Genomic DNA, 26,415 nt, shown 5'->3' with positions numbered 1-26,415 from the left:
AACTTAAAGTTCCAGTGACGAAATTTAAGTGTCTATTAAGATATTTTTACAAACCAATAACTGGTTATTGGGAGTAAAAATAACGCTGATAGGCGCTTAAATAGCGTTATTGGGCAAATTCGCTTATCCAAAGTTCAGGTTACATAGCTTAACTCGTTAAGATGAAGCTATTATGATAGCTTAAATTGTTTAAGTAAAATGTATTAAACCTATCATAGTGATAGGTAAAACCTATTGAGCTAACTAGAATCAAGACGTTACAGGGATTTTATAAATAACTTAAAACTGAGCAAGCTAAAAGAATTCCATCTATCCTTGCTCACAGTAACTAACGCGTGATAAATTAGCTGTGAAAAGTTGTATATACAATTTAGTCGTTAGCCAATTTTAGGGGGTAATATGAATACAAGTTATGACTTGGTCACGGGTAATATTGGTATGCTAATTAGCATGCCCCATAACGGGCAATTAATCCCCGACAGTATTGCGAGTAGCATGACAGCCATAGGTCTTCAGGTCCCTGATACTGATTGGTATATGGATAAGCTCTATGATTTTGCTCAAGATCTTGGTATTTCTATTATTAAGCCTAAATATAGTCGCTATGTTATCGATTTAAATCGAAACATTGATGGCATAAATTTATACCCAGGGGCGAACAGCACAGAGCTTTGTCCTACCACTGCATTTGATTTGTCACCATTATATCTTATTGGGCAAGAACCTGATGAAGCTGAAGTTCAGCGAAGAATTGACGGTTACTGGCAACCTTATCATCAAGCATTAAAAACTACGCTAAGCGATATGAAAGCACAATACGGTAAAGTTGTCTTACTTGATGCCCACTCAATATTGTCACAAGTACCACGTTTCTTTGAAGGGCAGTTACCCGATTTTAATTTTGGTAGTGCTAATGGTGTAAGCTGTAGTGCTGAACTGATTAATAAAATTGCTCAACTTGATCTCTCTCCTTATTCTAGTGTAGTAAATGGTCGTTTTAAAGGCGGTTACATTACACGTGGTTATGGTAATCCCTTAGAAAATATTCATGCTGTTCAGTTAGAGTTATCACAGCATACCTATATGGATGAACCTACTGATCAATACAATGAAGAAAAAGCAGCTAAAGTAAAAGAAAAGTTACAGAGATTTGTGCAATGCTTAGCTGATTTTACTCAAGATAAGTAACGCTAAAGCAATAATATACTGAAAAAAGTAACAATATTAATAGAGAAATTTAGTAGAGCAATATGAAACTATACGCAGAAAATATTTTATTAAATGATGGTTGGGCAAGCAATCAAACCATTACTATTGAGCAAGGTGTCATTACTGCTATTGATGCGGGCATGGCTGAAGGTGCAGAGATAGCTAAAGGCGCTGTAATACCGGGTATGGTCAACTGCCATTCACATGCATTTCAGCGTGCTTTTGCTGGTTTTAGCGAGCAAGGCAGTGAAGGACAAGACAGTTTCTGGACGTGGCGAAAAATTATGTATCAATTTTTAGCTCAGCTAACGGATGTTGATGCTAAAAATATTGCCAAGCAGCTTTATATTGAAATGCTAAAAATGGGTTATACCCGTGTAGCCGAATTTCATTATTTACACCATGATATCGATGGTAGTACTTATAATGCTAATACTTCTGAAGACAAATCATCTGCTTTAGCTACCATGGCACAAGCTATTTTTGATGCGGCAAAAGAATCAGGTATTGGCTTAACGTTATTACCCGTACTTTATCAGCATAGTGGCTTTGGTGAGCAAAAACCGAGTGATGGTCAAAAACGATTTATCAATTCAACCGAGCAGTTTAATCAGTTAGTTAGTGACTGTTTTACCTTAAGTGAACAATACTCGAATAGCAATGTGGGTATTGCACCACACTCCTTGCGTGCCGTTGATAAAAAATCACTGCTAAGTGCGGTAGAACACGTACGTAGTTTAGATAACCAAGCCCCCATCCATATTCATATTAGTGAACAGCAAAAAGAAGTGGATGATTGCTTGAGTCATTACGGTAAAAGACCGGTGCAATGGCTACTTGATAACGCGGAACTTGACCAACATTGGTGTTTAATTCATGCCACCCATATTAATGAAGCTGAAAGAAAAGGCATTATAGCAAAACAAGCCATCGCGGGTATTTGCCCTACAACTGAAGCAAATTTAGGTGATGGGATTTTTCCAACCACTGAGTTTCTTAGCGAAAAAGGCACTATTGCTATTGGCTCTGATAGTCATATTTCAGTCAACCCAATTGAAGAAATCCGCTGGCTTGAGTATACCCAACGGCTTATCAAGCAACAGCGCGCTATTTTAGCGTCGGATGAGCAAACTTCAGTTGGGCAAAACTTATGGCAGCAAGCGGCACAAGGTGGAGCGCAAAGTACTAACAGTAATACGGGCTTTTTAGCTATTGGAAAACAGGCTGATTTGTTAGTACTAGATCAGGATAAAACCAAGTTATTTGCCAACGCTAACCAACACTTACTCGATAGTATGATTTTTGCTAGTCAGCAAAATCCTATTGCGGATGTAATGGTTAATGGATTTTGGCAGGTAATAAATCAACAACATGTTGACCAAGAACAAGCTAGCGATAACTTTGCTAAATTATTAATGAGGTTATCTGCCAGTTAATATTAGCATTGATAGCATGCTTTAATTCTTGAAGTTACAGCATGCTTTAATTCTTGAAGTTACAGCATGCTCACATAGCGATTTATAGTTGTACATACTTTATTTTCATTCGTTATATGAAACACAACATCTCTTTTTTCGGTCTTACAGATAGTTACGTAAAACTCCTTAACATTATCTCTTGAAGAGGTGATGTCTTTTAAGTGTTCTACTTCTTGCTCTGAGAAAGCTTCGAGGTCACTTTCTAAGTCGAGATAAATTTTATCGGCCTTTAAACGTACTTTTGTGTCACTGAATTCACTGAAACCATCAAGTAAAACGGCTTTACCATCATTATAAAACTGAGTCACTTTTTCATTAGGGTAAAAATGTAAATAGAGTGCGGCAGCTACGATTAAGATCAATAAATGTTTCATAAGATGTCATATAATAAAATAGAAGGGAGGATTTTATATTAATTAGGCAGTTTAAGGTATAATTTATTAGCTATTGTACCATTTTGTTAATAAAATCATTCTCTTTTTGATACTAGCCTTCAGCCTGTTAGTAGTTATTTTTCGCTTATCAAGGATTCATCGTGAGAGCAAACGACCAATCACCCGCAACGCCTAAAACCAATAAGGCGGTAGTAGAACAGCATATCCCCATAAAAAATGTCAAAATCCATGGCAGTAAAAATACCGGTAAAGAACGCTATAAGCCAGGCGACCAAATATATGTACGTAAGGTTGCTGGTTTGTTTCAAAAACTAAGACAGCGCATGAACTTGGTGTATTTTACTTTTTTTTTACTGCTTCCTTGGCTCCAGTTTAATGGCCACCAAGCGGTACTTTTCGACATAGGTGAGCAGCGATTTACATTATGGAGCCTGACACTCTGGCCTCAAGATTTAACATTGTTGGCTTGGTTTTTTATCTTAGGTGCCTTTGTGCTCTTTTTTGTTACCACTTTCCTCGGGCGAGTTTGGTGTGGCTATATGTGCCCGCAAACGGTTTGGACCTTCATTTTTATTTGGTTTGAAGAAAAAATTGAAGGCACAGCAAACCAACGTAGAAAACTCGATGGTCAAAAAGCGAATGCTAATAAGGTGATACGAAAAACCTTAAAGCACGGTGCCTGGTTGTTATTCTCCTTATTTACCGCGATGACCTTTGCGGGTTATTTCTCTCCAATGCAAGATTTATTTGTCGATGTTTTTACCTTAGATACGAGTATGATAATGGCAGGTATTTTAGCTTTCTTCACTTTTGCGACTTATGGTAATGCTGGTTGGATGCGAGAAACAGTTTGCTTGCACATGTGTCCCTATGCGCGTTTTCAGTCAGCGATGTTTGATAAAGACACCCTTACGGTTTCGTATGATGCTAAGCGTGGTGAGAGCCGTGGTCCTCGTGGTCGTAAACAAGATCATAAAGCGATGGGCTTAGGAGATTGTATAGACTGTAATTTATGTGTTGAAGTGTGTCCTACCGGCATAGATATTCGTAATGGTTTGCAATATGAGTGTATCAATTGTGGTGCCTGTGTTGATGCTTGTTCAGGTGTTATGACTAAGATGAACTATGAACAAGGTCTGATACGTTATACCACTGAGCATGAACTGCAAGGTAAAAAAGTCCATCTCGTGCGTTCTAAACTAATTGGCTATGCAGTATTACTTGTAATTATGAGTACTATGTTAGTGCTTGAGATTGTTAATCGAGTGCCATTATCTTTAGATATCATTCGTGACCGCACAGAATTGGCAAGAGAGAAATTTAATGGCGAAATTGAGAACGTTTATACCTTAAAAATTCTCAACATGTCACAAACAGACAATACCTATAAACTTTCTGTGAAAGGTATTGAGAATACGCAATGGCATGGCAAGCAAGAAGTAACCGTTGAAGCCGCTACTGTTTATACACTGCCCATCAGTATTTCAGTTGACCCTTATGAATTGGAACAATATATGAGTACTATTACCTTTACCGTTGAACAAATTGCACCGCAAGGTGAGGCGAAAATCGAGCAAGAAAGCCGATTTTTCAATAAACGCTAATGGCATCATTTGATTTTAGTGCCTTATCACCAGATTTAATCATTGATGGCATAGAGAGTGCTGGCTTTAGTGTTGATAGTGGCTTATTAGCACTTAATAGTTATGAGAACCGTGTTTATCAATTTCACGATGATAACTTAGTTAAATACGTAACCAAGTTTTACCGCCCACAGCGTTGGGAACTTGCGCAAATATTGGAGGAACATGACTTTTCTTTTGAGTTAGAAGAGCAAGAACTACCCATTGTTGCGCCCCTTAAAGTCAACGGAAAAAGTTTATTTGAATATCAAGGTTATCACTTTGCCGTGTTTCCTTGTCGAGGTGGCCGTATTTTTGAAGTTGATAACCTTAATCAGTTAGAATGGATGGGACGCTTTATTGGACGAATTCACGCTGTTTCATCGCAAAATGACTTTATAAAGCGACCAAGTTTTAATAGTGAAGAGTTACTGTTTCAAGCACGTGAAAGTATCATTGCCTCAAATTATGTACCCAAAAGTTTAACAAAACCCTTTTTTACCATTTTGGACCAAGTCATTAAGGTGGCCGCTGAGCAATACCTACCTGCCAAAGATATGCAGCAAATCCGCTTACATGGTGATTGTCATGCAGGTAATATTTTGTGGCGTGATGAAGGACCTCACTTTGTTGATTTAGATGATTGTCGAACTGGACCTGCTATTCAAGACCTTTGGATGATGCTATCAGGCGACAGACAACAGCAGTTGTTACAACTTGATACACTATTAATGGGGTATGAAGAGTTCTTTACGTTTGAAAATGACCAGCTTCTCTTGATAGAATCATTAAGAACTATGCGAGTTGTTAATTACATGGCATGGTTATGTAAACGTTGGCATGATCCAGCGTTCCCACAAAATTTTCCTTGGTTTAATACTGAGAAATATTGGGAGCAGCAAATACTGATGTTGAAAGAGCAAATGTCAGCACTGCAACAACCACCGTTAAGTTTGAATAATTTTTAGCCTTAATAAGTAATAATAAATAAGTAATATAAATTACTTATATTTGTTACTGTAATGAGGTAATTTTACTTTAGGAAATAATAATGAATAAAATAATAAAATCTCTTTTGTTAATGACGCTGTTTGTTTTATCAGTAAGCGCTTTCGCTGCACAATACACTGAGGGTGAGCAATATACTAAAGTGAATGATTCGTTAACGAAGAAGAAAGAAGTGAGAGAGTACTTCTCTGTATATTGTGGTCACTGTTTTAAGTTTGAACCTATCATGCATGGTCTTAAAAAGAGTTTACCTGAGGATGCTTCATTTGAACGTAACCACATTGACTTTCTTCCTGGAGTTAGCACTACAACTCAGAAAATGGTTACTAAAGCGACTGTTGTTGCAAATCAATTAGGTGATACAGATAAACTAATTGGTGCGTTATTTAATTACATTCACGTACAACGTGCAGTGATTACCTCAGAAAAAGACATCCGCAATATCTTCGTTTTGAATGGCGCAGATGGTGAAACATTTGATAAATTGATGAAAAGCTTTAGTGTGAGCTCAAAAGCTAAATCATTAAAGAAATACCAAGAAAACATGACAGCTAAACGTGTGTTGACTGGTGTTCCAACAGTTATTGTTAATGGTAAGTATAAAATTGATGCTACTAAATTAGACAAAAATAACTTCGAGCAAGACTACCAAAACTTAGTGAAATACTTACTTGAATTAGACTCATAATAATTATTACTAGCAGTGTTTAAGTCATAATACTTGGCTGCTAATAGTACCACTGTATTAATCAATGCTAGTAAATACAAAAAGGCAGACTGTATCATTGTAGTCTGCCTTTTTATTACTAATACATTATTGTCGAGTCATAACTAATGCTGGCTTGGCCTCAGTTTAAAAATTAGTTAGATAATTCAATAATTTTTACTACAGTCTCTATCGCATTACCTTGTCGGTACATCTTAAACGTTAATTGGGTATTAGGTTGCGTTTCGGCAATAATATCTAAGGCACCGGCGACACTTTTTATCGGTGCATTATCGATCTGATAAACCACATCACCTACTTTTATTCCAGCTGCTTGTGCAGGGCTATTATTCTTGACCTCATCAACCACGAAGCCCTTTAGATCTGCATGATAATTTGTCGTGGCAATGCCTAACCAGCCACGTACAACTTTGCCATTTTCGATAATTTGACGCATGACCTTGTAAGCCAATTGATAAGGCACAGCAAAGAAAATCCCTTGAATCGTTAATTGCGGATTTGATTGGGTAAATTTTCTTGAATTAATACCGACTAAAATTCCATTACTGTTAATAAGTGCGCCACCTGAATTTCCTTCATTAATTGCCGCATCCATTTGTAAGAATTCTAAATAACTGGTATTGCTTAAACCGTTACGACCAGTGGCACTAATTATACCCTGAGTTACCGTTTGGCCTAAGTTTAGTGGATTACCTATCGCAAGTACGATATCTCCAACGAGAGATGTTTGTTGCTCTTTTTGGGGAATTACTGGCAGGTTACTCGCATTTACTTTTAGCACAGCTAAGTCAGTGTAATGATCAAAACCTATTAATTCTGCTGGATATATCTGACTATTTTGTAGAAGAACCTGTATAAGGTCTGCTTCTCGAATAACGTGTAAGTTAGTCAAAATATAGCCATGGGTATTCATAATCACCCCTGAGCCTAAACGAGTACTTTTACGGGCTTTACGGCCGTATTGTGGATTCACTTCAATTTGTTCTGAGTAAATGTTAACAACGGCCGGGCTGGCAATACTGACGGCTTTGGCAAAAGATAATGGCGCTTGTTGGGTTCGACTACCTGTAAATAGACTGGTTGCGACACTCGTGTCGTTTAAGCCAGGAACTAACCCCGGCATGAGGAGTAATAAAACTACGGCGAGCAGTACACCGTAACTGATTGCTGTAATTGTATATTTTATTGAAGAGAATAGTTTCAAAAGTTATCTTATTTTATATTGTACTAATATTTTCAGTGTAACATAAAAAAAGCTGATTACATTGAGTTCAACTGATGCAAGTCGGTCTCGTTAATATAATCAGCTTGACGCAATATGTTTATCGCATTAACGGATCATTATGTACTGTGACTGATTATCCCGCACAATGTTTAACGCTAAAACACCACTTTTATCTTTGAGGTAATCACGCAACTGAGCAATATCTTTGATACGACTACGGTTAACGCCGGTGATAATGTCACCTGGTTTAAATCCTGCCATTTGAGCTGGGGAATCTTCAGCAACTTGCTCTATGACAATTGCCTGCTTTTTAGTATCATTTTCTAATTGAGCACCATCTAACATACTGTGAATGCTAGCCGCGGCAATCTCTGCACTTTGGTCTTGCTTTAATTTAACAGTAAAGACTTTATTTTCACCATCTCTAATTACCGTCAATTTAACTTTTTTATTCGCGCCAATTGAGCCTATTTTAGCGCGTAACTCAAAGAAGCTCTTAATCGCTTTACCATTCATCGCAATAATAACATCACCCGCTTTAATACCTGCTTCATCGGCTGCAGAGTCAGGCATTACTTGTTCAATAAAACTACCTTGACTGGTTTTTAGTTCCATTGCTGTGGCAATTTCACTGTTAACACTACGCCCTGATACACCAAGAATACCGCGATGGACTTGACCAAACTCAATAATTTGTGTGACAAGGTTGTGCATCATATTACTTGGGATAGCAAAGCCTATACCGACATTACCACCACCTGGGCCTAATATCGCTGTGTTAATACCTATTAACTCACCGCGTAAATTAACTAAGGCGCCACCTGAGTTACCACTATTTATTGCCGCATCAGTCTGAATGAAATCTTCATAATGTTCTATATTTAAGTTGCTACGACCAAGCGCACTAACAATGCCAGACGTTACAGTTTGCCCTAAACCAAATGGACTACCAATTGCAACTGTGAAATCACCTACGCGCAGATTATCAGAATCTGCTAGCTTCATTTCATTTAAATTTTTGGCTTCAATTTGTAATAAAGCGATGTCACTTTTCGCATCACTACCCAGTTTTTTTGCTTCTATCTGACGACCATCCTTTAACGTAATCATGATTTTGTCTGCGTTTTCTATGACATGATTGTTGGTGACAATATAGCCTTTATCGCTATCAATGATGACACCGGAGCCTAACCCTCGAAAAGGTTGTTGTTGAGGTTGAGCTTGGTTTTGTCCCTTGTTGCCAAAGAAAAACTTAAAGGCATCAGGTACATTTTGTTGTGATACTTTATGGGTGCCTATGACAGAAATACTTACTACAGCAGGGGTAACATGTTCAAGCATAGGAGCCAAGCTTGGCATTACATGACCATCAACTTGAGCGGGTAAGTTTGCTAAAGCAGGAGCGCTAGTGAGTGCTAAAGTAGATGATAATAATGCAGCACTGATGACCATAGATAATTTAGAATATTTTGATGACTTGTTCATACTTAAGAGTTCTCCGAAATTAACAGTTAAAAAAAGTTAACTGGTGTGCAGTTAACTTTTATAAATACTCCCAAATAGACTGAACAAAAAGACTTTAGTTCAGTCAATCACGTATCAAATCACACGGAAGTTGTAACTTTTTGTTTCTGATCAGCAAATAAACCACTTGGATTACCTGAGTAATCAAGGGGTGCTTCAGTCATAGCTTCAGCTGCTTCATTACTACGTTTTGGATGACGTAACGTTGCAGTTTGCGCAAGTTGTTGCTGAGTTTCAGCAGAGAAAAATGGCATACCTTCAACTTCTGCCGTTGTTGCTTTTTGCAGTAATAGGGTGCTTTCTTTCATTTGCTTCATCGCCGTTTGGCAAGTGTCATTCATTTGCTCAAGTAGCTTAGCAGAACTTGATAAATGCTCGGCAACATCAAGTTTATATTGATCTAAAGCGGTTTCACTTTTATTGACTTGTTCCGCTAATTTACGTTGCTCTTGGCTTGTGTTAGAAAGAAGACGAGTTGCGAAAAAACCACCGACTCCACCGATAATAAAAATAACGAGAGCGATTACTACATTCATAGAGTGTACCTTACATTGTAATTAGAAATTAAATATGATGCCGAGATAGATTATACTACCATCAAAACAATTTACTAAGTAAAAATATCGTGGCAAAAAATGTATTTTTACGGATTAATAATTGATTAAAAATAACATAGGTTCTCAATGATAAAGCTCTCTCCTCTAGATAAGTATAAGCAAGATTTAACCAGAGATGATTTTCTTTTTGATGCGGCACAAGAAAATGCGGTTATTCACCTGCAACGTTTATATGACGATTTACAAAATAAACCCTTAGCGGTTTCGGGTTTTAAAAAAGTACTTAATCGTTGGAAAAAAGTTTATAAAAAGCAAGAGATACAACCTGTTAAAGGTTTGTACTTTTGGGGGGGGGTTGGTCGAGGGAAAACCTATTTGGTTGACACCTTTTTTGACAGCTTACCTTTCAATAATAAAATGCGTGTTCACTTTCATCGCTTTATGCATAGAGTTCATCAAGAACTTAAAAGCTTAACGGGTCAATCAGATCCCCTAAAAATCATTGCTAAGAAGTTTGCCCAAGAAACACAAATTATCTGTTTTGATGAATTTTTTGTATCAGATATCACCGATGCCATGATTTTAGGCACATTATTTGAGGAGTTATTTGCACTTAATGTTACCTTAGTCGCAACGTCTAATATTATTCCAGATGAACTTTATCGTAATGGCTTACAACGAGAGCGCTTTTTACCGGCTATAAAACTCATCAATGAACATACCCTCATCGTTAATGTTGATAGTGGTGTCGATTACCGTTTAAGAACCTTAGAACAGGCGGAAATATTTCATTACCCGCTTGATGCTCAAGCTGATGAAAATTTAAGACATTACTTTAAACAACTTTCTACCGATGAAGGTAAAGCCGGACAATCTATTGAAATTCATAATCGCCCATTAGAAACTATTTTAATGAGTGATGGCGTGGTGTACTTTGATTTTTCGGTACTGTGTGAAAGTGCCCGTAGTCAAGGTGATTATATGGAGATTAGTCAGCTATATCACACGGTATTAATGGCTAATGTTAAAGAAATGGGCCCTGATACGGACGATACTACGCGCCGCTTTATTGCCTTGGTTGATGAATTTTATGAACGTAATGTGAAATTAATTATGTCAGCAGAACTTGCCTTAGATGATTTATATAGTGGTGGTCGCTTAGCATTTGAATTCAAACGTTGCTTAAGCCGGTTACAAGAAATGCAGTCACATGATTACCTTGCCAGTGAACATCTGCCATAGGTAACAGTTTATAACTGAAGTCACTGAAAAAGACAAAAGCCCGACTCATTAATGAGTCGGGCTTTTTTAAATCTATAATGCAATAATTATAAGTTATACCAATTTGATTAAATTTCCTCCCAACTCAGAGCTCTGCTCGATGTTCAATAACAAGGCAAATTTGTTTCGGTTTAGTCATTATAAATCCAATAAACTTAACGATGTTAGTGAACATCGTGAAAGCTCACAGAGGGCGAGTTTAAAAGGTTTACATGCTGCGTTATTGATTTAGTGATGTAACGAGCTAGAGTTTCAAGTCTTTAGTACAGTAAAGTGTAAAGCTTCCTACGAAATTTTGCTGCCAGAGGATCGCCATCAGGTAACGCTTTTAAGACATCTAAAAATAGCTCTTTGCTTTTACCCTTGGTACTCTCATCGCCAGCTTGTACCAAGCGGAACAATATAGTTAGTGCCTCTTCTTGGCGATTAACTTGGCTGTACTGAGCAGCAAGTTGCTGACTAAGATTGATATCATCAGGTGTTGTTTTTAATTGTGCTTCTAATGCTTTAATTTCAGGAGAGTTTTCTGCCTTTTCAGCTAATTCTACTTTTGCCACTAATGCTTGATACTCACCATCTTGATCAACCATCATTATCGTGTCCAATAATGCTTTTGCTTCACTGGTTTTTCCTGTTTTTAAGTAAACATCAATTAATACTAGCTTAATATCAGCACGACTATTATCAACTTGATAGGCTTGGGTGATAGCACTTTGTGCTTCAGGCAACTGGTTATTGCTAAGGGCGGCTTTAGCTTGCTCAAGTAAAACCTCTTCTGGCTTAGGTAGATGTTTATCTAAAAACACAGCGATGCTTTCATCATCTTGCGGTCCAGAAAGGCCATCAAGAGGCTGGGCATCTTTTAGCAATATAACAGTTGGTACACCCTGAATACCAAATTGTTGAGCAATCTGACCTTGGCTTTGACAATCAACTGTTGCCAACGTGATATGGTCACTTAATTTTGACAGCTTAACGGCTAGTTTATCTCTTAACTCTACACTCTCAGGCACTTGCTCTGCCCAAAAGCTAACGAGTACTAATTTATTTTTTGAACCTTCAACAACCATGTGCTGAAAATTATCTAGGGTAATGGCAATCATTTTTGTATTCTCAAATGTTGGTAATATGTTGATAGTTATAATTTCAACAGGTAATTGGTGCTGATTTCTATGCTTAGCTATAGGTAGGAGTTAACCTAAAATAAACCAAAGTAAGCCAACACCTAAGATTAATCGATAGATAACAAATGGCATCATCCCTAATTTTTCTAATAAAATAAGGAAGTAATGAATACATGCATAGGCACTAACAAAAGCTATAAAACTGCCTAGGCCCATGGCAAACCAATCGACACTCTCAGTTGATAAAATTAGCTTTAAGGTTAAATAACTACCTGCCATAGCAATAGCTGGAATAGACAGTAAAAATGAAAATCGAGCAGCATTGTCACGGCTTAAACCTAACATCAAACCTATTGTCATGGTAATGCCTGAACGTGAAGTTCCGGGAATTAAAGCAATAGCTTGTGCTAAACCAATTAACATTGCGCCTTTAAGGCCCAACTTATCCATAGGTTTATGTACAGTGCGATTGCCGGCTTTGATATCAGCAAAACCTAACAGGAAACCAAAAAGTAAAGTCGTTAAGGCAATCACTAAAGCAGAGCGTAAATTTTCTTCAATAAAGTCTTTACCTAATAAACCAAATAAGCCGGCGGGGATAGTGGCGAGTAGAATCCACCAGGCTAGTTTGCCATCAAAACTACTACGACCTTTTTCTGGGCCGACGCCGACAGTACCTAACCAGGCAACAGCCATAACACCAACTTCTTTACGAAAATAGATCATTACAGCCAATAATGTACCAACATGCACAGCAACATCAAAACCTAAGCCTTGATCTTTCCAACCTAAAATCTGTGAAGGCAATATTAAATGCGCGGAACTTGAAATAGGCAAAAATTCGGTCAAGCCTTGTAATAAGGCAAGGATAAATATTTCTAAAGTACTCATGTTTCGTTAGTCGTCCTTTAACTTTTTGGTAGGGGTAATATATCTAATTTGGCTGATTTACCAGCAGTCAGCAACAATACTGAGTTGCTGACTCGTTTTATTATAACTATCCCATAAATCTTGATAGTTTTGTTTTGAAATTGGGTGGTTAAGCCCCGGTGCAATCTGACTTAGAGGCCACAATACAAAAGCATTCTTCGTTATTTCATCACGGGGAAGTTGCGCAGGGGAGTCAATAATCAAATCATCATATAATAACAAATCAAGATCTAAGCTACGCGGGCTGAACTTCTTAGCGCTATGGTCACGACCGTGAGAAAACTCTATAGCACGTAATATGCTCGCTACTTGTTCAACACTGTGAGCACAGGTGATGCCAATGACCATATTATAAAAAGCAGCACCATTAAAGCCAACGGCCTCACTTTCAAACAAGGAAGATAATGTTAATTGTTCAAAAGGCAGATCAAATGCTTTCGCTAATGAGAGTAAACCCTGTTTAACATAATGTTCTCGATCAATATTACTACCTAATGATATATATATTTGAGCCATTAAGTAGAGATCTCAGTGGTCTTCTTTCCACGTTCAATTTCTACACCAACGGTTTGTGCATTATGTACAGCACCTGGCTTGCCAATACTGAGCTTTAACCACGGAATATGGTATTGAGTCATTAAATAACTCGCTAAGCGTTCAGCAAGTGTTTCAATTAAGTCAACGGGGTTGTCGTTAGCAAAACGCTCTATAGTTACTGATATGTCGGCATAATCTAATGTTTTTGCCAAGTCATCATTTAGTGCAGCATTGGCAGTATTCCAACCCATAGCTAAATCTATGACCAAGGTTTGCTTTATCTCTTTTTCCCACTGAAAAAAACCAATAGTGGTTTGAATACTTAAACCCTTAATGAAGACCTTGTCCATGACTTACCTATTATGCTGTGAGAGATTGTTAGAAGAACCATACCCGTTAACAATCAAAGTGCTCTGTAACCTGCATCTTGAATGATAACGGGTATATTACAGTAACTATTTGCAGTATTTATGCAATTGTTACAAAATAAGGGGCGATTTTACCTGCGAAGTGTTAGAAAAACTAGCAGAGATGAAGATAGAATAAGAATTCCCTTTTTTAGACTCACAATGGATTTTGATACTTAGATGTTACTACTCATTTTCACTATGATCATTGCCGCTTATTTAATAGGCTCTATTTCGAGTGCTATATTAGTCTGTAAATTTTTAGTGTTACCTGATCCAAGAACAACAGGCTCGAAAAATCCTGGTGCGACCAACGTATTGCGTATGAGTAATAAGCTTACCGCTGCAACCGTATTATTCCTCGACATTGTTAAAGGCACTATCCCTGTATGGGGCGCTTACTTTTTAAAAATTGATGCGCTGTATCTAGGATTAATTGGCGTTTCTGCTTGTTTAGGTCACATGTATCCAATCTTTTTCAATTTTAAGGGGGGGAAGGCCGTAGCCACAGCGCTCGGCACCTTGCTACCTATTGGCTTTACTCTGGGGGGATTGTTAATTCTAACGTGGGTATTAGTGGTGAAGTTTAGTAAGTATTCTAGTCTAGCAGCCATTGTTACGGTATCTATTGCACCACTTTACGTGTACTTCTTAAAACCGCTATATGTTTATCCAACCTTGATGCTCAGCGCACTGATAATTTTTCGCCACCGAGACAACATTAAACGTTTACTAAACGGCACTGAAAGTAAAATCACTCATAAAATTTAACTATCTAGGTGTTAGGTATTAATCAATCACCTATAAATAAATAAATAAATAAACTTTACCTGTGATTGATTACATTTCATGCCAGTTGTTATTTTACTGATGGCAGTGAATCTAAAGCCCATCTTGGGTTGGCTTTAAAGGTTAAGTCAGCATTTGTCCCCGCTTTTAAACGTTGCATGCCAGCATAAGCAATCATGGCGCCATTATCAGTACAAAATTCAGGACGAGGGTAAAAAACGCTGCCGCCAAGTTTCTTTGTGGTTACTGCAAGTTGCGCTCGTAAAGCGGTATTGGCGCTTACACCACCAGCAATAACTAGCCTACTTAATTTTTCTTGTAGCAAGGCGCGTTTGCACTTTATCGCTAAGGTATCGACCACGGCTTGTTGAAAAGCATGAGCGATATCAGCATGAGTTTGTGTCAGTTCTATATCAGTTAAATCAGTGCATTCTTTACGAACTAAGGTTCCTGCAGCTGTTTTCAAACCACTAAAACTAAAATCTAAACCAGGTCTGTCTGTCATAGGGCGCGGTAATTTAAAACGACCTGCTTGACCGCTTTCTGCCATCTTAGACAATGCCGGACCGCCAGGGTAGTCTAATCCTAACAGCTTAGCTGTTTTATCAAATGCTTCACCGGCAGCATCATCAACAGATTCACCTAATAGTTTGTATTCACCAATAGCGTCAACACGCACTAGCATGGTATGTCCGCCAGAAACTAGTAAAGCAACAAAAGGAAATTCAGGTACATCATCTTCAAGCATTGGCGCTAACAAATGGCCTTCCATGTGGTGTACGGGAACTGCGGGTAAGTCCCAACCATAAGCCAAGCTTCGACCAATTGAACAACCCACTAATAGTGCGCCAACTAAACCGGGACCTGCAGTGTAAGCAACACCATCTAAATCTTGGGGCGTCAGGTTGGCATCAGCTAATACTTGCTTAATTAAAGGAATAGTTTTACGAACATGGTCTCTTGATGCGAGTTCAGGTACCACGCCACCGTAGTCGGCATGAACAGCTATTTGACTATATAAACGATGCGCAAGTATGCCTTCAGGACTCTCTCCTTGGCCGTCATCATAAATGGCGATGCCAGTTTCATCACAAGAAGTTTCAATACCCAAAATACGCATAAATATATAATCTCAAAAAAGCTCAAAAAGTAGGAATGTTAGCCGTTAATTACTGAGTTTTATCATTGTAAATATTGGCGAGGCAATTTTACTGTGTTTATAAGGCAGACACCAGCTGATTTGAATAATTGTTATTAAATTAACCTTTACATTAGTGATGTCTTGGCAGTAGAATACGGCACCAATTTTTAATAGAGTGGGTGTGGATGAGACAAGCATTACAAATATTTGTATTGTTCAGTCGAAATCAGTCACCAATTTATATAGCTACCCTAAGGTAATAAAGTACATGCCAGTAATTAAAGTAAGAGAAAACGAACCATTTGACGTTGCATTACGTCGTTTTAAACGTTCATGTGAAAAAGCAGGAATCCTTTCAGAAGTTCGTCGTCGCGAATGTTATGAAAAGCCGACTTGGGAACGTAAACGTAAGAAAGCCGCTGCCGTTAAACGTGCTGCGAAAAAAGTTTCTCGTGAGAACGCTCGTCGCGTTCGCATGTACTAAGAATTATCTTAGTATAACTATTCTAAGAGATTGCCTATTATGGAGAGAGAAATGTCACTTCTAAGTCAACTCAAAGATGAAATGAAAACTGCTATGCGAGCCAAAGACAAATTACGTCTTGGTGTAATTCGTATGGCGATTTCTGCAATTAAGCTAGCAGAAATTGATCATAAAACCGAAGCAACTGATGAAAACATCATTGTGATTTTAACCAAAATGGTTAAGCAACGTAAAGAATCTATTAAGATGTTTACTGACGGTGGTCGTGATGAATTGGCAGAAAAAGAAGCTGCAGAAGTATCTGCACTCTCATTTTTTATGCCACAGCCGCTTAGCGCAGAAGAAATTAATGAATTAATAAGCAAGGCAATTGTTGAATCTGGAGCAGCCTCTATGGCTGATATGGGTAAAGTGATGGCCGTGTTAAAACCTTTAATGCAAGGCAAGGCCGACATGGGCGCAGTAAGCGGTCAAGTAAGAGCAGCCCTGCAAGGTTTATAGTATAGTTTTATAACTAACACTATATTTAGTACATTAAATAAAACCGTAATGGCCTTGGCTATTACGGTTTTTTTGTCACTTTTTTTTAAGATTTATGTAGCTGAAATTTAATAATTTCAGCTACATTCTTACTCGTATTGTGTAGAATACGCAGGTAATCCGATTGGTATATTTTTTCCCTTTAACGATGACGCTAAAACATTATGGCTGGACGCATTTCTAGACAATTTATTGATGACTTACTCAGCAGAGCAGATATTGTTGATCTCGTTGATAGCCGAGTACCGTTAAAAAAGGCGGGTAAAAACTACCAAGCCTGTTGCCCATTTCATAATGAAAAATCCCCGTCGTTTACTGTTAGTCAAGATAAACAGTTTTATCACTGCTTTGGCTGTGGTGAACACGGTAATGCTATTTCTTTTTTAATGGAGTTTGATCGTCTCGATTTTGTTGATGCGGTCGAAGAGCTTGCTTCCCATTGCGGAATGGAAGTTATTCGTGAAGAAAATACTGCCAGTCCGGAAGAGCAACGCCGACAACAACAAGTTTACCAAAAAAAGCAAGATGACTATGAGTTAATGTCGCAAATTAGTCGTTTTTTTCAGCAGCAATTAAAGGTTGCTGATGACAAAGACACGGCTATAAATTATTTAAAAGACCGAGGGCTCAGTGGTGAGGTTGTTAAGCGCTTTGGTATTGGCTACATAAGTGATGCTTGGGACGGTATGATGAGTGTATTCTCACGTAATGGTCAAGCCAATCAGCAATTGATTGATTTAGGTATGGCTATTTCAGGCGATAAAAATCGACCTTATGATCGCTTTCGTGGTCGAATCATGTTTCCTATTAGTGATAAACGTGGGCGAGTTATTGGTTTTGGTGGGCGTGTTTTAGGTGATGAAAAGCCCAAGTATTTGAACTCGCCAGAAACTAACCTTTATCATAAGGGACAAGAGCTTTATGGCTTACATGAAGCTAAACAAGCCAATAAACAACTTAAGCGTTTAATTGTTGTTGAAGGGTATATGGATGTCGTGGCGCTTGCACAACACGGTGTCGATTATGCTGTTGCCTCGTTAGGCACCGCTACTACCTTTGAGCAATTACAAACCTTATTTCGCACTGTGCCCGATGTTATCTGTTGTTACGATGGTGATAGAGCAGGGCGCGAAGCTGCATGGCGTGCAATGGATAATGCCTTACCGCTTATTCGTGACGGTTTCTCATTAAAATTTGTCTTTCTACCTGATGGTGAAGACCCTGATTCTTTAATTGGAACTCAAGGTCAGCAAGCATTTGAAGATATTATTGATAATGCTATGCCGTTATCAAAATTTCTTTTTGAGCAACTCATGCAGAAGGTTGATATGAGCTCTCTAGAAGGAAGAGCCGCTTTAGTTGAGTCATTTCAGCCTTATTTATCTAAACTTCCAGATAGTATTTTAAAAGATGCCATGATTAATGAAATTGCTAATAATTTTGGTACCGGTAGTGAACAGTTTCTGACAAAATTCACTAAAAGCTTACAAGGCGAGGTGGTAAAAACACCCGTTAAAAATAGAACGAAAGTGACTCCGGTGAGGTTAGCACTTGCTTTATTGTTAGAACATCCCCATATAGCAAATAGCTTAGGTGATATTAGTGTGTTGCAGCCCCTAACGGCTCCAGGAATACCGCTATTAATGCGGGTACTTGGTGTTTGTCAGCAAAATCCTGATATTAAATCTCCGCAATTACTTGAATATTTTCGTGGTACAGAGCAAGGATTACAATTAGCAAAGTTGATGTGTTGGCAGCACCATGTGGAAGCTGATGCAGCAACCGATGTTTTTCTAGATAGTATTGAGAAGCTTTTGAATAATTTTGTTGAGCAACGTGCGGAAGTATTATTACAAAAAGCACGTGCTGGACAAATGACCGCTGAGGAAAAGCAAGAGTTACAAGCAATACTAAATGCTTAACTCCAAGTTTTAGCTATACTTAGTAAGCATATATCCGTTTAACTTGAAGATACATATTCAGGTGAACTGATATAAATAAGATTAGAGCAATTATATAGCTTGATATCTTAACAAGCGATTAAGACAGGATATTAGCTGGTAACTGTCTTTAAAATTCGCTATAATTTCCGGCTTTATTGCGTCATTTATTAGCTTTTACTAATGTTTAAGCGCATATTTTACATCCCATATTTATACAGGTGGACACTCGTCAATGGAATCAGCCCCTCAATCTAGACTTAAAGACCTGATAACCAAAGGTAAAGAACAAGGTTATCTAACGTTTGCGCAGGTTAATGATCATCTTCCACAAGACATTATCGACTCTGATCAAGTTGAAGATATCGTTAGTATGATTAACGATATGGGCATTCAAGTATTTGAAAATGCGCCTGATCAAGATACCTTGATGATGGCAGAAGCAAATACAGATGAAGATGCAGCCGAAGCAGCAGCGCAAGCGCTTGCTACGGTAGAGAGTGAAATTGGTCGCACAACAGATCCTGTTCGTATGTATATGCGTGAAATGGGTACTGTTGAACTTCTAACGCGTAAAGGCGAAATCGTCATTGCTAAGCGTATAGAAGAAGGTATTAAAGAAGTTCAGCGTAGTGTTTCTGAATATCCGCCAGCGATAAACTATCTATTAGATATGTGGGACAACTTTGAAGCCGAAGAAGTTCGCTTAACGGATATCATTATTGGCTTCTTAGACCCTGATGCCGAAGATGATGATGTTGCCGCTGCAGCGACACATGTTGGTAGCGAACTTTCTAAAGAAGACCTCGCTAATGAAGATAGTGAAAAGAAAGAGGGCGACGATGAAGATGAAGATGAAGAAGAAGAAGATACTGGTCCAGACCCAGAGCTAGCGCGTGAAAAATTTACCCTGTTACGCAAAGCGCATGAAAATGCTAATAAAATCGTAGAAAAGAAAGGCCGTGGCCATAAAGATGCTCAAGAAGCTATTGATGCGGTTGCTGAAGTATTTAAAGAATTTCGTTTGATCCCTAAATTATTTGATAAATTAGTCAAAAACATGCGTAGCATGATGGACAGATTACGTGTTCAAGAACGTTTGATCATGAAGCACTGTGTTGTCGGTGCTGGTATGCCAAAAACTACCTTTATCAAAATATTCCCAGGTAATGAAACCTCAAAAGAATGGTTTGAAGCAGAAAAAGCGGCAGGTAATCCTTACTCAGCTAAGCTTGGCGATGTTGAGCATGATGTTGGACGTTGCATCTACAAACTAAACCAAATTGAAGAAGAAACGCATTTAAATATTCATGGCATTAAAGACATTAACCGTCGTATGTCTATTGGTGAAGCGAAAGCGCGTCGTGCAAAGAAAGAAATGGTTGAGGCAAACTTACGTTTAGTAATCTCAATTGCGAAAAAATATACCAACCGTGGTTTACAGTTCCTTGATTTGATTCAGGAAGGTAACATCGGTTTAATGAAAGCCGTTGATAAATTTGAATACCGTCGTGGTTATAAGTTCTCAACTTATGCAACGTGGTGGATTCGTCAAGCAATCACCCGTTCTATTGCTGACCAAGCGCGTACCATTCGTATTCCTGTGCACATGATTGAAACGATTAACAAGTTAAACCGTGTTTCTCGTCAAATGTTACAAGAAATGGGCCGCGAACCTACGCCAGAAGAATTAGCTGAACGCATGGTAATGCCTGAAGATAAAATTCGTAAAGTATTGAAAATAGCTAAAGAGCCAATTTCAATGGAAACACCAATCGGTGATGATGAAGATTCACATTTAGGTGACTTTATTGAAGATGGTAGTGGTGAACTTCCTGTTGATTCTGCAACTTCAGAGAACCTTAAAGGTGCTACTCATGAAGTACTTGCTGGTTTAACGGCTCGTGAAGCTAAAGTACTTAGAATGCGCTTTGGTATTGACATGAATACCGACCATACTCTTGAAGAGGTAGGTAAGCAGTTTGATGTAACACGTGAACGTATCCGTCAAATTGAAGCGAAAGCGTTACGTAAATTGCGTCACCCATCTCGTTCAGAGCAGCTTAAAAGCTTCTTAGACGGTGAGTAAAACAAAAAGTATTTAAATTATAGTTTTAAATACACATGAAAAAGAGTAAGTTAGTGATACTAACTTACTCTTTTTTACTTTCTAAAATAAGGAACCTTCATGCGTATTCTTTCAGCACTTGTTTGTTTTATTGCTATCACCTCTGTAACTACTTTCGCAAAGCAACCGCTAAATGTTGAGGTTACCCCATTGATTGGTTACCGCTTCGGTGGTGATTTTGATACTTCCAAGAATAAAATTCACAATAAAATCGAACTGAGTGACGAAACAAGTTATGGTTTATTGACTGCTTGGTCTTTTGACCGAAATCGACAAGGTGAATTCTTAGTAAGCCACTACAATACCGACTTCTCCGAGTCAGATGACTTTACAGTAAGTAATACTGGTCTGGGTATTACTTATGCCCACTTAGGCGGTAATGTGCCAATCTCAGAAGGACCCGTTCCTTTTTATATCACGGGTGGTTTTGGTTTAACTCACCTTGATCCTAAAGATGATGGTCTCAGTAATGAGACTCGCTTTTCAGTCAACGTTGGCTTAGCGACAAAAATTGAGCTAAACGAACGAATTAGCTTAAGGTTAGATAGCCGTGTATACGGGACATTTTTTAACTCGGATAGTGCAATATTTTGTGATGTTGAAACTTGCGCGATATACATCTCTAGTAGTATCTGGGTTCAAAGTGAAGTGAGTGCAGGTATAACTTATCGTTTTTAGCGCTTATCTGTGCTGGTTTGTTTAAGAAATGAACATTCAGTAAAAAAAGACGATTATTTAAAGTTCATTAGGTGACAACAAAATAAAAAATGCTTATACTGCACCCGCTTTGTTAGTTCACTCATTTGATTGCACAAATAAACGCATTAGAATACATCAGGCCAAACATGTGAAAATGGGCCTTTAGCTCAGTTGGTTAGAGCATCCGACTCATAATCGGCAGGTCCGCAGTTCAAGTCTGCGAAGGCCCACCATTTTCATTGTCTTTTCTAGTTAGTAGTTACTCACCAAATAATCTGGTGCTACGTATGTGCTACATTTCATAACTAAGTTTACTTTCTTAAGTTTTAAAATCAACCGATCATTTTATTGTAAAATATAATCATTGTCAGTATTTCGATAATAAAACATTTCCATTATTATTGTGGTAATAATATCACTTTCGTTTATTTATCACTTTCGTTTATTTATCACTTTCGTTTATTTATCACTTTCAATTTTTTTGCGTCCATAAAATAATTCGTTAATTTTATTATACGCCAACTCTTCCTTCTTACTCTTTGTCATCTCTACATTACTGGTTCGTGTAACAGTAGCCTTTTTTCTAGAAATAGTTACCTTTCTCTCTTCCCATTTAGTACGACCACTTGGGCATATTCTTTTATTACGTTTTCTCATACATTCCCTAAAATTCCTATTTATTTTAGGATATTCAATGTGCAATAACTCATAAATAGCTCTAGTTACAATATCAGCTTCGTGCGTATAGCCAGTTTCTTCTAGCTCTTTGAAGAGAGAGTTTGCACACTCTTCCAGTGTATCCAGAAAATCCTGTGGGATATTTTTCCTAATCCTTGGTGTTTCAACATAGGTACAAAGGTTACGTATATCGTTAGGTGTAAGCGCCTTTATACGAGTATCTTCAATTTCTATCATTAGTTCGAGCGACCTAAAATACTTCTGATTATAATTTAATTCTTTAACCATAAAAAACCTGTACTTTTAATTTGTCCGCATATTTCGCATCCTAACCTATCAAAAGCATCAATTGCTGTCATTCTCTATTTTCATTCATTGATTCTACAAAATTTTGTCATCCAACCATTAAAATACCACGGTGTATTATCCAAACCTTAACTAACAACTAACAATTGAACCTATAAGGATGGATAACATTATGGAATTAAATAAGGCTTGTAATCTTCAATGCAAGGTACACGTTCATGAACTTTGGACACCAGAAGAAACAGCTAAATACTTGAGGTTGGAGTTATCGACTTTAGCTAAGTGGCGCTCCCAGCGAAGTCGATTAGACCTCGCTTGGGTTAAAATAGGATCGCGCTGTTTTTACAAACGAACGGCTATCCAGTCTTTTGTTTTAAAAAATACTTTTGGGTCTGAAGTTTAGACAACCTCAGTTATTTAAATTTGACCAGATAAAAAAGGTGATAGCTATTTTTTTACCAACAATAAATAGCTATCAAGTTTATATCTTTATCAATATGGATAAATAAAATGAAAAACTCAGAAAGCAAAGTCAAAAACGTCAAGCAGTCGAAGAAGAAAAAAACAAATAAAAATCGTGTTGCGAAAAAGAAAACTAGCATAAAAAAAGAAGGGCAAGTTACTACTCGAGTTTACGAAGAACAGGTATTAGATACAGGGCAGTTTCCTAAAAACAGTATCAACAAATATTGCCAACAAGCAATAAACCTTATTGATAATGATGAAGTATTACCGAAGAAGTTAATAAATTTATTGTCAAAGGTAGAAAAACGTAGTGGGGGTAGACAACGACTTATAATGTATGCCCTCATCGAATCCGGTGCTCATCTTGTCTTAGGATTATCTCAGGTGCAGTTTTTTCTTCAATATACATCATGTTCAAAGAATGAAGGATATAAGCATTGCGATCGTGCCAAAATTGAAATGGAACGTTTTAAGTCAGTCGAATACGTCGGAACCAATAATAACGCAGTACTAGATGCTTTAATCTCGGTGCGTGCTAAGCATGATGAAAAAGTGATGTACGAGGTTTGGGATGAGATTGATAAACATACTGATTTAGCTAAAGGTCAGCGCATAACTGGCCCGCTTGTATTGGAGACACTATGTAAAACTTTAGAATCGAAAGGGATAGAACATAATTCTTCATCATCAGATTCAGCTCCTGAATCCAAAATTGTCGAACAACCAAAGCAAGATTACAAGGCCATGGATCCAAGAAAACCTCAATATATTATGACTATGCTAGATACTCTAATCAATGATGAACAAGTAGTTACCAGTCTGACTAGTGGTGAGATAGCTATTCTTAAAAAGAAATTACGCACTGCATTAAAGCATATAACCGCTTCATTGTTATGAATATCAAATGTTGTACAGAAGTGTCTCGATCTCGAGACACTTCTAACCAAATACTTTTAAACTCCCTATTTCATCCTACCGCAGACTAAAGAGAGGTAATAATGCTTAATATTATTAAATACGTTAAGAATGACACTTATAACATTACAGTCATCAATCACAATGATTACACATATAATATTCTAAGTGTTGATCATGCCATCTCGTCACAAGAAGTCGATCTGAGTGCCTATGGCTCGATTATGATGCACCAAAAAGCATACGATACAGTAACGTCACAAAAAAAAATTAAACATCCCAATTCTACGGTAATTGTGACGAGTGATAATTACATGAATAAATATTCAGATGTATTAGTAACTGACAGCTATGTTGATTTATCGAATGCTCTTTCACACCCGTTATCATCTATCAGATTGTTCTTGGATAAAATAGAGTTAACTTTACCGCTAGCAGTTGAAGAGGTGGAAAAATTAAGGAACTCACTAGATAAGGATGTAAAAAACTACAAGCGCATTAAAAGGAAAAAGGTACATAATCCTCGGGGAGTGAAATTCCGTAATCAATTTAATGTAGATAAAACTGTATCTATTGGTGAATCAATAACTTTTTCATCACGTGAATATCACGCATTATTAAGTAATGTAACTAGTGTAATCACAATACTCACCAACCCGATATCGAAAAACATTAGAAATGTTAAGGTTGTTGTTAATCCAGAAAAAGCTCATCCTCACGATATGTTTATGACGTTCAAGCGGTTGCAGCAAGCCTGTGGTGATAATTATCAGAATGTAATTGAGCAAGCTATGATAACTCGGGTTGATTACACTTTTGATATATCCGATTTACCTGTAGATATTTTATTTTTTTGCCTAGCTAAATCTCAATATAGTACAACCTATATATCAGAAGGTGGCAGGATCGAGTCTAAAATTGATGGGGCTAATGGAGGTCACCGTATAAACGCTTACGACAGACTTAATAAGCTCAATAAAGATGCTGCCATTCGAAGTGATACGGAAGCCCTGAATCAATTATCTACTTGGCCAATTACCACTCGGTTTGAGGTGACTTTTCGGCCTCACCGAGATAAAAAACTCAGTGGCCTTAGGCTTAAAGATTATCCTAGTTTTGGGTCACCACTAAAAGGCGTTAATATTTATGATGGTAACAAGCTACTTCAATTACCTGAGTTTTCGGATAATTATCAACAGGCAAAGTATTTCGGTGTTAATAGCTGGAAGAGGAACTTCACAGGAGCAAAAAAAGTGGATATCGACAGAAAGCTACGGAAGTGTATGATTCCTATTAACCATGAGGTTTTTGAAAAAATGCAAAGTGAATCATATAAAAAACTTTTTGATTTTTTACTTAAACCAACTGCTCACGCTGACTTCAGAAATAAATAGTTATGTTCTTAAATGATTTTTGAATTCACAATAAAAATTGAAAGCCAGTTAACGTTAATAGATATTAACGTTAACTGGCATTATTGATATCCACTACAAGCAGGGATATTACAGTTATCTTCCCTTGTGTAATAGAGGCCACTCTGTCGCCCTCCTATCAGACGTCAGCTAACTTTCCCGGGCAAGCTAATTGTCGTCTGATACCCTCCTAAGAACCGTACGTGCAACTTTCACTGCATACGGCTCAAGCCTCCACTAAGGCGTACTATGTTACCCAGCAACCTTATAAAGTTTCTCAGGTTGCTTTGCAATGCGTATCTGAAGCTTTAATACTTGCTGCTCGACGGTTTTCCAGTTGATGGATTACCACTGAGTGCCGTAAGAAGAGGCACTAACTTCATTCGAAGTTATCATTTGCGTTTCTTCTTAAATAAAGTTCTTCAAATTTTCTTGCAACGGGGACGAGCTGGAAGTGGGCTCACTTTCGTGTCAGACATCAGCCTGTATCTACATCATTACAATGCAGCATTAGCTTTCTCCAGCCCCCTTTACCTGCGCCACTATCGGCTTTCTTCGCAGACAGCTTTCCCTATTCGGTATTGGGAGTAATACAGGCTTACCGTGTTCCGTATGGAACGCAATGTCAGTTTATATGCCCACTCTAATGCGAAGGGATCCTCGATCACGAAAGAGTATATGCCAACCTCTTTCCTTCCCTCGTTGCCGTTTTGGCCACAGCGTATTAACCACTTCCGCTGCTTCTCGCATTACGCATCTTACATGGGTTCACTTACATTCATCATACTGACTCCCTAGAACTTACCCAACTTATGGTTGTCAGGAGGAACTTCCTCTCGCGATTCGTTTCCCGTCCAGCGGACTTTGTTACATTGTCAGACTCGCTACTTTATT

Annotated in this window: 24 protein-coding genes and 1 tRNA gene; 15 read left to right on the top strand and 10 right to left on the bottom strand. The window is 37.9% G+C overall.

The window, feature by feature from the left end; genetic code table 11:
- Positions 1 to 399 precede the first annotated feature (399 nt).
- Both hutG and CXF71_RS19920 read left to right on the top strand, forming a co-directional pair.
- Entirely contained in the window at positions 400 to 1,188 is a 789-nt protein-coding gene (hutG, locus tag CXF71_RS19925) for an N-formylglutamate deformylase (protein ID WP_101234665.1), read from the top strand.
- Positions 1,189 to 1,250: 62 nt separating this feature from the next.
- Positions 1,251 to 2,645, top strand: a complete 1,395-nt coding sequence (locus tag CXF71_RS19920) for a formimidoylglutamate deiminase (RefSeq protein WP_101234664.1) — start codon at positions 1,251 to 1,253, stop codon at positions 2,643 to 2,645.
- 59 nt (positions 2,646 to 2,704) lie between these two features.
- Here CXF71_RS19920 and CXF71_RS19915 read toward each other — a convergent pair whose 3' ends face one another.
- Positions 2,705 to 3,061 (bottom strand): hypothetical protein, encoded by a 357-nt coding sequence (locus CXF71_RS19915; RefSeq protein WP_101234663.1) that lies wholly within the window; start codon positions 3,059 to 3,061, stop codon positions 2,705 to 2,707.
- Positions 3,062 to 3,222: 161 nt separating this feature from the next.
- Between CXF71_RS19915 and ccoG the strand changes: the two genes are divergently transcribed.
- From ccoG to CXF71_RS19900, 3 genes are all read left to right on the top strand, one after another.
- On the top strand, positions 3,223 to 4,686 hold the full coding sequence (ccoG, locus tag CXF71_RS19910; protein ID WP_101234662.1) for a cytochrome c oxidase accessory protein CcoG: 1,464 nt from the start codon (positions 3,223 to 3,225) through the stop codon (positions 4,684 to 4,686).
- Positions 4,686 to 5,672, top strand: a complete 987-nt coding sequence (locus CXF71_RS19905) for a serine/threonine protein kinase (RefSeq protein ID WP_101234661.1) — start codon at positions 4,686 to 4,688, stop codon at positions 5,670 to 5,672. The genes ccoG and CXF71_RS19905 overlap by 1 nt, the downstream gene beginning before the upstream one ends.
- An 83-nt stretch (positions 5,673 to 5,755) precedes the next feature.
- Positions 5,756 to 6,400, top strand: a complete 645-nt coding sequence (locus CXF71_RS19900) for a DsbA family protein (RefSeq protein ID WP_101234660.1) — start codon at positions 5,756 to 5,758, stop codon at positions 6,398 to 6,400.
- A gap of 172 nt (positions 6,401 to 6,572) precedes the next feature.
- Here CXF71_RS19900 and CXF71_RS19895 read toward each other — a convergent pair whose 3' ends face one another.
- The 3 genes from CXF71_RS19895 to CXF71_RS19885 all read right to left on the bottom strand — a co-directional run bounded on the left by CXF71_RS19895 (position 6,573) and on the right by CXF71_RS19885 (position 9,724).
- The gene (locus CXF71_RS19895; RefSeq protein WP_101234659.1) at positions 6,573 to 7,643 is read right to left on the bottom strand and encodes a trypsin-like peptidase domain-containing protein; all 1,071 of its coding nucleotides are present in this window, start codon (positions 7,641 to 7,643) and stop codon (positions 6,573 to 6,575) included.
- A gap of 126 nt (positions 7,644 to 7,769) precedes the next feature.
- Positions 7,770 to 9,149 carry a Do family serine endopeptidase gene (locus tag CXF71_RS19890; RefSeq protein WP_101234658.1) on the bottom strand — a complete coding sequence of 460 codons (1,380 nt, stop codon included), beginning with the start codon at positions 9,147 to 9,149 and terminating at the stop codon, positions 7,770 to 7,772.
- A gap of 119 nt (positions 9,150 to 9,268) precedes the next feature.
- On the bottom strand, positions 9,269 to 9,724 hold the full coding sequence (locus CXF71_RS19885; protein WP_101234657.1) for a YhcB family protein: 456 nt from the start codon (positions 9,722 to 9,724) through the stop codon (positions 9,269 to 9,271).
- Positions 9,725 to 9,871: 147 nt separating this feature from the next.
- On the opposite strand from CXF71_RS19885, the gene zapE reads away from it, so the two are divergent.
- Positions 9,872 to 10,987, top strand: coding sequence for a cell division protein ZapE (gene zapE, locus CXF71_RS19880; protein WP_101234656.1), 1,116 nt, complete (start codon positions 9,872 to 9,874; stop codon positions 10,985 to 10,987).
- Between the two features lie 299 nt (positions 10,988 to 11,286).
- Here the strand turns inward: zapE and CXF71_RS19875 are convergent, their stop codons facing one another.
- The 4 genes from CXF71_RS19875 to folB form a co-directional block, all read right to left on the bottom strand.
- A complete protein-coding gene (locus CXF71_RS19875; RefSeq protein WP_101234655.1) occupies positions 11,287 to 12,129 on the bottom strand; it encodes a tetratricopeptide repeat protein in 843 nt (280 codons plus the stop codon).
- Positions 12,130 to 12,219: 90 nt separating this feature from the next.
- Entirely contained in the window at positions 12,220 to 13,041 is an 822-nt protein-coding gene (locus tag CXF71_RS19870) for an undecaprenyl-diphosphate phosphatase (RefSeq protein ID WP_101234654.1), read from the bottom strand.
- Between the two features lie 57 nt (positions 13,042 to 13,098).
- A complete protein-coding gene (gene folK / locus CXF71_RS19865; protein WP_101234653.1) occupies positions 13,099 to 13,596 on the bottom strand; it encodes a 2-amino-4-hydroxy-6-hydroxymethyldihydropteridine diphosphokinase in 498 nt (165 codons plus the stop codon).
- Positions 13,596 to 13,967: a dihydroneopterin aldolase gene (gene folB / locus CXF71_RS19860; RefSeq protein ID WP_101234652.1), complete on the bottom strand. Its 372-nt coding sequence runs from the start codon at positions 13,965 to 13,967 to the stop codon at positions 13,596 to 13,598. The genes folK and folB overlap by 1 nt, the downstream gene beginning before the upstream one ends.
- 237 nt (positions 13,968 to 14,204) lie before the next feature.
- Here folB and plsY point away from each other — a divergent pair, with 237 nt between their 5' ends.
- On the top strand, positions 14,205 to 14,795 hold the full coding sequence (plsY, locus tag CXF71_RS19855; protein ID WP_101234651.1) for a glycerol-3-phosphate 1-O-acyltransferase PlsY: 591 nt from the start codon (positions 14,205 to 14,207) through the stop codon (positions 14,793 to 14,795).
- A gap of 88 nt (positions 14,796 to 14,883) precedes the next feature.
- On the opposite strand, the gene tsaD is transcribed toward plsY, so the two are convergent.
- Positions 14,884 to 15,933: a tRNA (adenosine(37)-N6)-threonylcarbamoyltransferase complex transferase subunit TsaD gene (tsaD, locus tag CXF71_RS19850; protein ID WP_101234650.1), complete on the bottom strand. Its 1,050-nt coding sequence runs from the start codon at positions 15,931 to 15,933 to the stop codon at positions 14,884 to 14,886.
- Between the two features lie 289 nt (positions 15,934 to 16,222).
- Here tsaD and rpsU point away from each other — a divergent pair, with 289 nt between their 5' ends.
- The 6 genes from rpsU (at position 16,223) to CXF71_RS19820 (ending at position 21,978) form a co-directional block, all read left to right on the top strand.
- The gene (rpsU, locus tag CXF71_RS19845; RefSeq protein WP_076420232.1) at positions 16,223 to 16,438 is read left to right on the top strand and encodes a 30S ribosomal protein S21; all 216 of its coding nucleotides are present in this window, start codon (positions 16,223 to 16,225) and stop codon (positions 16,436 to 16,438) included.
- Between the two features lie 51 nt (positions 16,439 to 16,489).
- Positions 16,490 to 16,939, top strand: a complete 450-nt coding sequence (locus tag CXF71_RS19840; RefSeq protein WP_101234649.1) for a GatB/YqeY domain-containing protein — start codon at positions 16,490 to 16,492, stop codon at positions 16,937 to 16,939.
- Between the two features lie 203 nt (positions 16,940 to 17,142).
- Positions 17,143 to 18,900 carry a DNA primase gene (dnaG, locus tag CXF71_RS19835; protein WP_101234648.1) on the top strand — a complete coding sequence of 586 codons (1,758 nt, stop codon included), beginning with the start codon at positions 17,143 to 17,145 and terminating at the stop codon, positions 18,898 to 18,900.
- Positions 18,901 to 19,153: 253 nt separating this feature from the next.
- Positions 19,154 to 21,007: an RNA polymerase sigma factor RpoD gene (gene rpoD, locus CXF71_RS19830; protein ID WP_101234647.1), complete on the top strand. Its 1,854-nt coding sequence runs from the start codon at positions 19,154 to 19,156 to the stop codon at positions 21,005 to 21,007.
- Between the two features lie 99 nt (positions 21,008 to 21,106).
- Positions 21,107 to 21,724 (top strand): outer membrane beta-barrel protein, encoded by a 618-nt coding sequence (locus tag CXF71_RS19825; protein ID WP_101234646.1) that lies wholly within the window; start codon positions 21,107 to 21,109, stop codon positions 21,722 to 21,724.
- A 177-nt stretch (positions 21,725 to 21,901) separates the two neighbouring features.
- Positions 21,902 to 21,978, top strand: a tRNA-Ile gene (locus tag CXF71_RS19820).
- Between the two features lie 226 nt (positions 21,979 to 22,204).
- Here the strand turns inward: CXF71_RS19820 and CXF71_RS19815 are convergent.
- Complete coding sequence (locus CXF71_RS19815; protein WP_101234645.1) at positions 22,205 to 22,711, bottom strand: hypothetical protein; 507 nt, start codon at positions 22,709 to 22,711, stop codon at positions 22,205 to 22,207.
- 528 nt (positions 22,712 to 23,239) lie between these two features.
- Here CXF71_RS19815 and CXF71_RS19805 point away from each other — a divergent pair.
- Entirely contained in the window at positions 23,240 to 24,091 is an 852-nt protein-coding gene (locus CXF71_RS19805) for a hypothetical protein (protein WP_101234643.1), read from the top strand.
- Between the two features lie 101 nt (positions 24,092 to 24,192).
- Positions 24,193 to 25,503, top strand: a complete 1,311-nt coding sequence (locus tag CXF71_RS19800) for a hypothetical protein (RefSeq protein WP_101234642.1) — start codon at positions 24,193 to 24,195, stop codon at positions 25,501 to 25,503.
- Positions 25,504 to 26,415 lie beyond the last annotated feature (912 nt).

The organism is Colwellia sp. 12G3 (assembly GCF_002836775.1).
Lineage (GTDB): Bacteria > Pseudomonadota > Gammaproteobacteria > Enterobacterales > Alteromonadaceae > Colwellia.
Note: the sequence above shows the minus strand (reverse complement) of the source record. Positions and strands in the feature narration are given on the sequence as shown.

Coding starts and splice junctions, on each gene's coding strand:
- hutG (WP_101234665.1), top strand. CDS start 400: ATGAATACAAGTTATGACTTGGTCACGGGTAATATTGGTATGCTAATT.
- CXF71_RS19920 (WP_101234664.1), top strand. CDS start 1,251: ATGAAACTATACGCAGAAAATATTTTATTAAATGATGGTTGGGCAAGC.
- CXF71_RS19915 (WP_101234663.1), bottom strand. CDS start 3,061: ATGAAACATTTATTGATCTTAATCGTAGCTGCCGCACTCTATTTACAT.
- CXF71_RS19905 (WP_101234661.1), top strand. CDS start 4,686: ATGGCATCATTTGATTTTAGTGCCTTATCACCAGATTTAATCATTGAT.
- CXF71_RS19900 (WP_101234660.1), top strand. CDS start 5,756: ATGAATAAAATAATAAAATCTCTTTTGTTAATGACGCTGTTTGTTTTA.
- CXF71_RS19890 (WP_101234658.1), bottom strand. CDS start 9,149: ATGAACAAGTCATCAAAATATTCTAAATTATCTATGGTCATCAGTGCT.
- CXF71_RS19885 (WP_101234657.1), bottom strand. CDS start 9,724: ATGAATGTAGTAATCGCTCTCGTTATTTTTATTATCGGTGGAGTCGGT.
- zapE (WP_101234656.1), top strand. CDS start 9,872: ATGATAAAGCTCTCTCCTCTAGATAAGTATAAGCAAGATTTAACCAGA.
- CXF71_RS19875 (WP_101234655.1), bottom strand. CDS start 12,129: ATGATTGCCATTACCCTAGATAATTTTCAGCACATGGTTGTTGAAGGT.
- CXF71_RS19870 (WP_101234654.1), bottom strand. CDS start 13,041: ATGAGTACTTTAGAAATATTTATCCTTGCCTTATTACAAGGCTTGACC.
- folK (WP_101234653.1), bottom strand. CDS start 13,596: ATGGCTCAAATATATATATCATTAGGTAGTAATATTGATCGAGAACAT.
- folB (WP_101234652.1), bottom strand. CDS start 13,967: ATGGACAAGGTCTTCATTAAGGGTTTAAGTATTCAAACCACTATTGGT.
- plsY (WP_101234651.1), top strand. CDS start 14,205: ATGTTACTACTCATTTTCACTATGATCATTGCCGCTTATTTAATAGGC.
- tsaD (WP_101234650.1), bottom strand. CDS start 15,933: ATGCGTATTTTGGGTATTGAAACTTCTTGTGATGAAACTGGCATCGCC.
- rpsU (WP_076420232.1), top strand. CDS start 16,223: ATGCCAGTAATTAAAGTAAGAGAAAACGAACCATTTGACGTTGCATTA.
- CXF71_RS19840 (WP_101234649.1), top strand. CDS start 16,490: ATGTCACTTCTAAGTCAACTCAAAGATGAAATGAAAACTGCTATGCGA.
- dnaG (WP_101234648.1), top strand. CDS start 17,143: ATGGCTGGACGCATTTCTAGACAATTTATTGATGACTTACTCAGCAGA.
- rpoD (WP_101234647.1), top strand. CDS start 19,154: ATGGAATCAGCCCCTCAATCTAGACTTAAAGACCTGATAACCAAAGGT.
- CXF71_RS19825 (WP_101234646.1), top strand. CDS start 21,107: ATGCGTATTCTTTCAGCACTTGTTTGTTTTATTGCTATCACCTCTGTA.
- CXF71_RS19815 (WP_101234645.1), bottom strand. CDS start 22,711: ATGGTTAAAGAATTAAATTATAATCAGAAGTATTTTAGGTCGCTCGAA.
- CXF71_RS19805 (WP_101234643.1), top strand. CDS start 23,240: ATGAAAAACTCAGAAAGCAAAGTCAAAAACGTCAAGCAGTCGAAGAAG.
- CXF71_RS19800 (WP_101234642.1), top strand. CDS start 24,193: ATGCTTAATATTATTAAATACGTTAAGAATGACACTTATAACATTACA.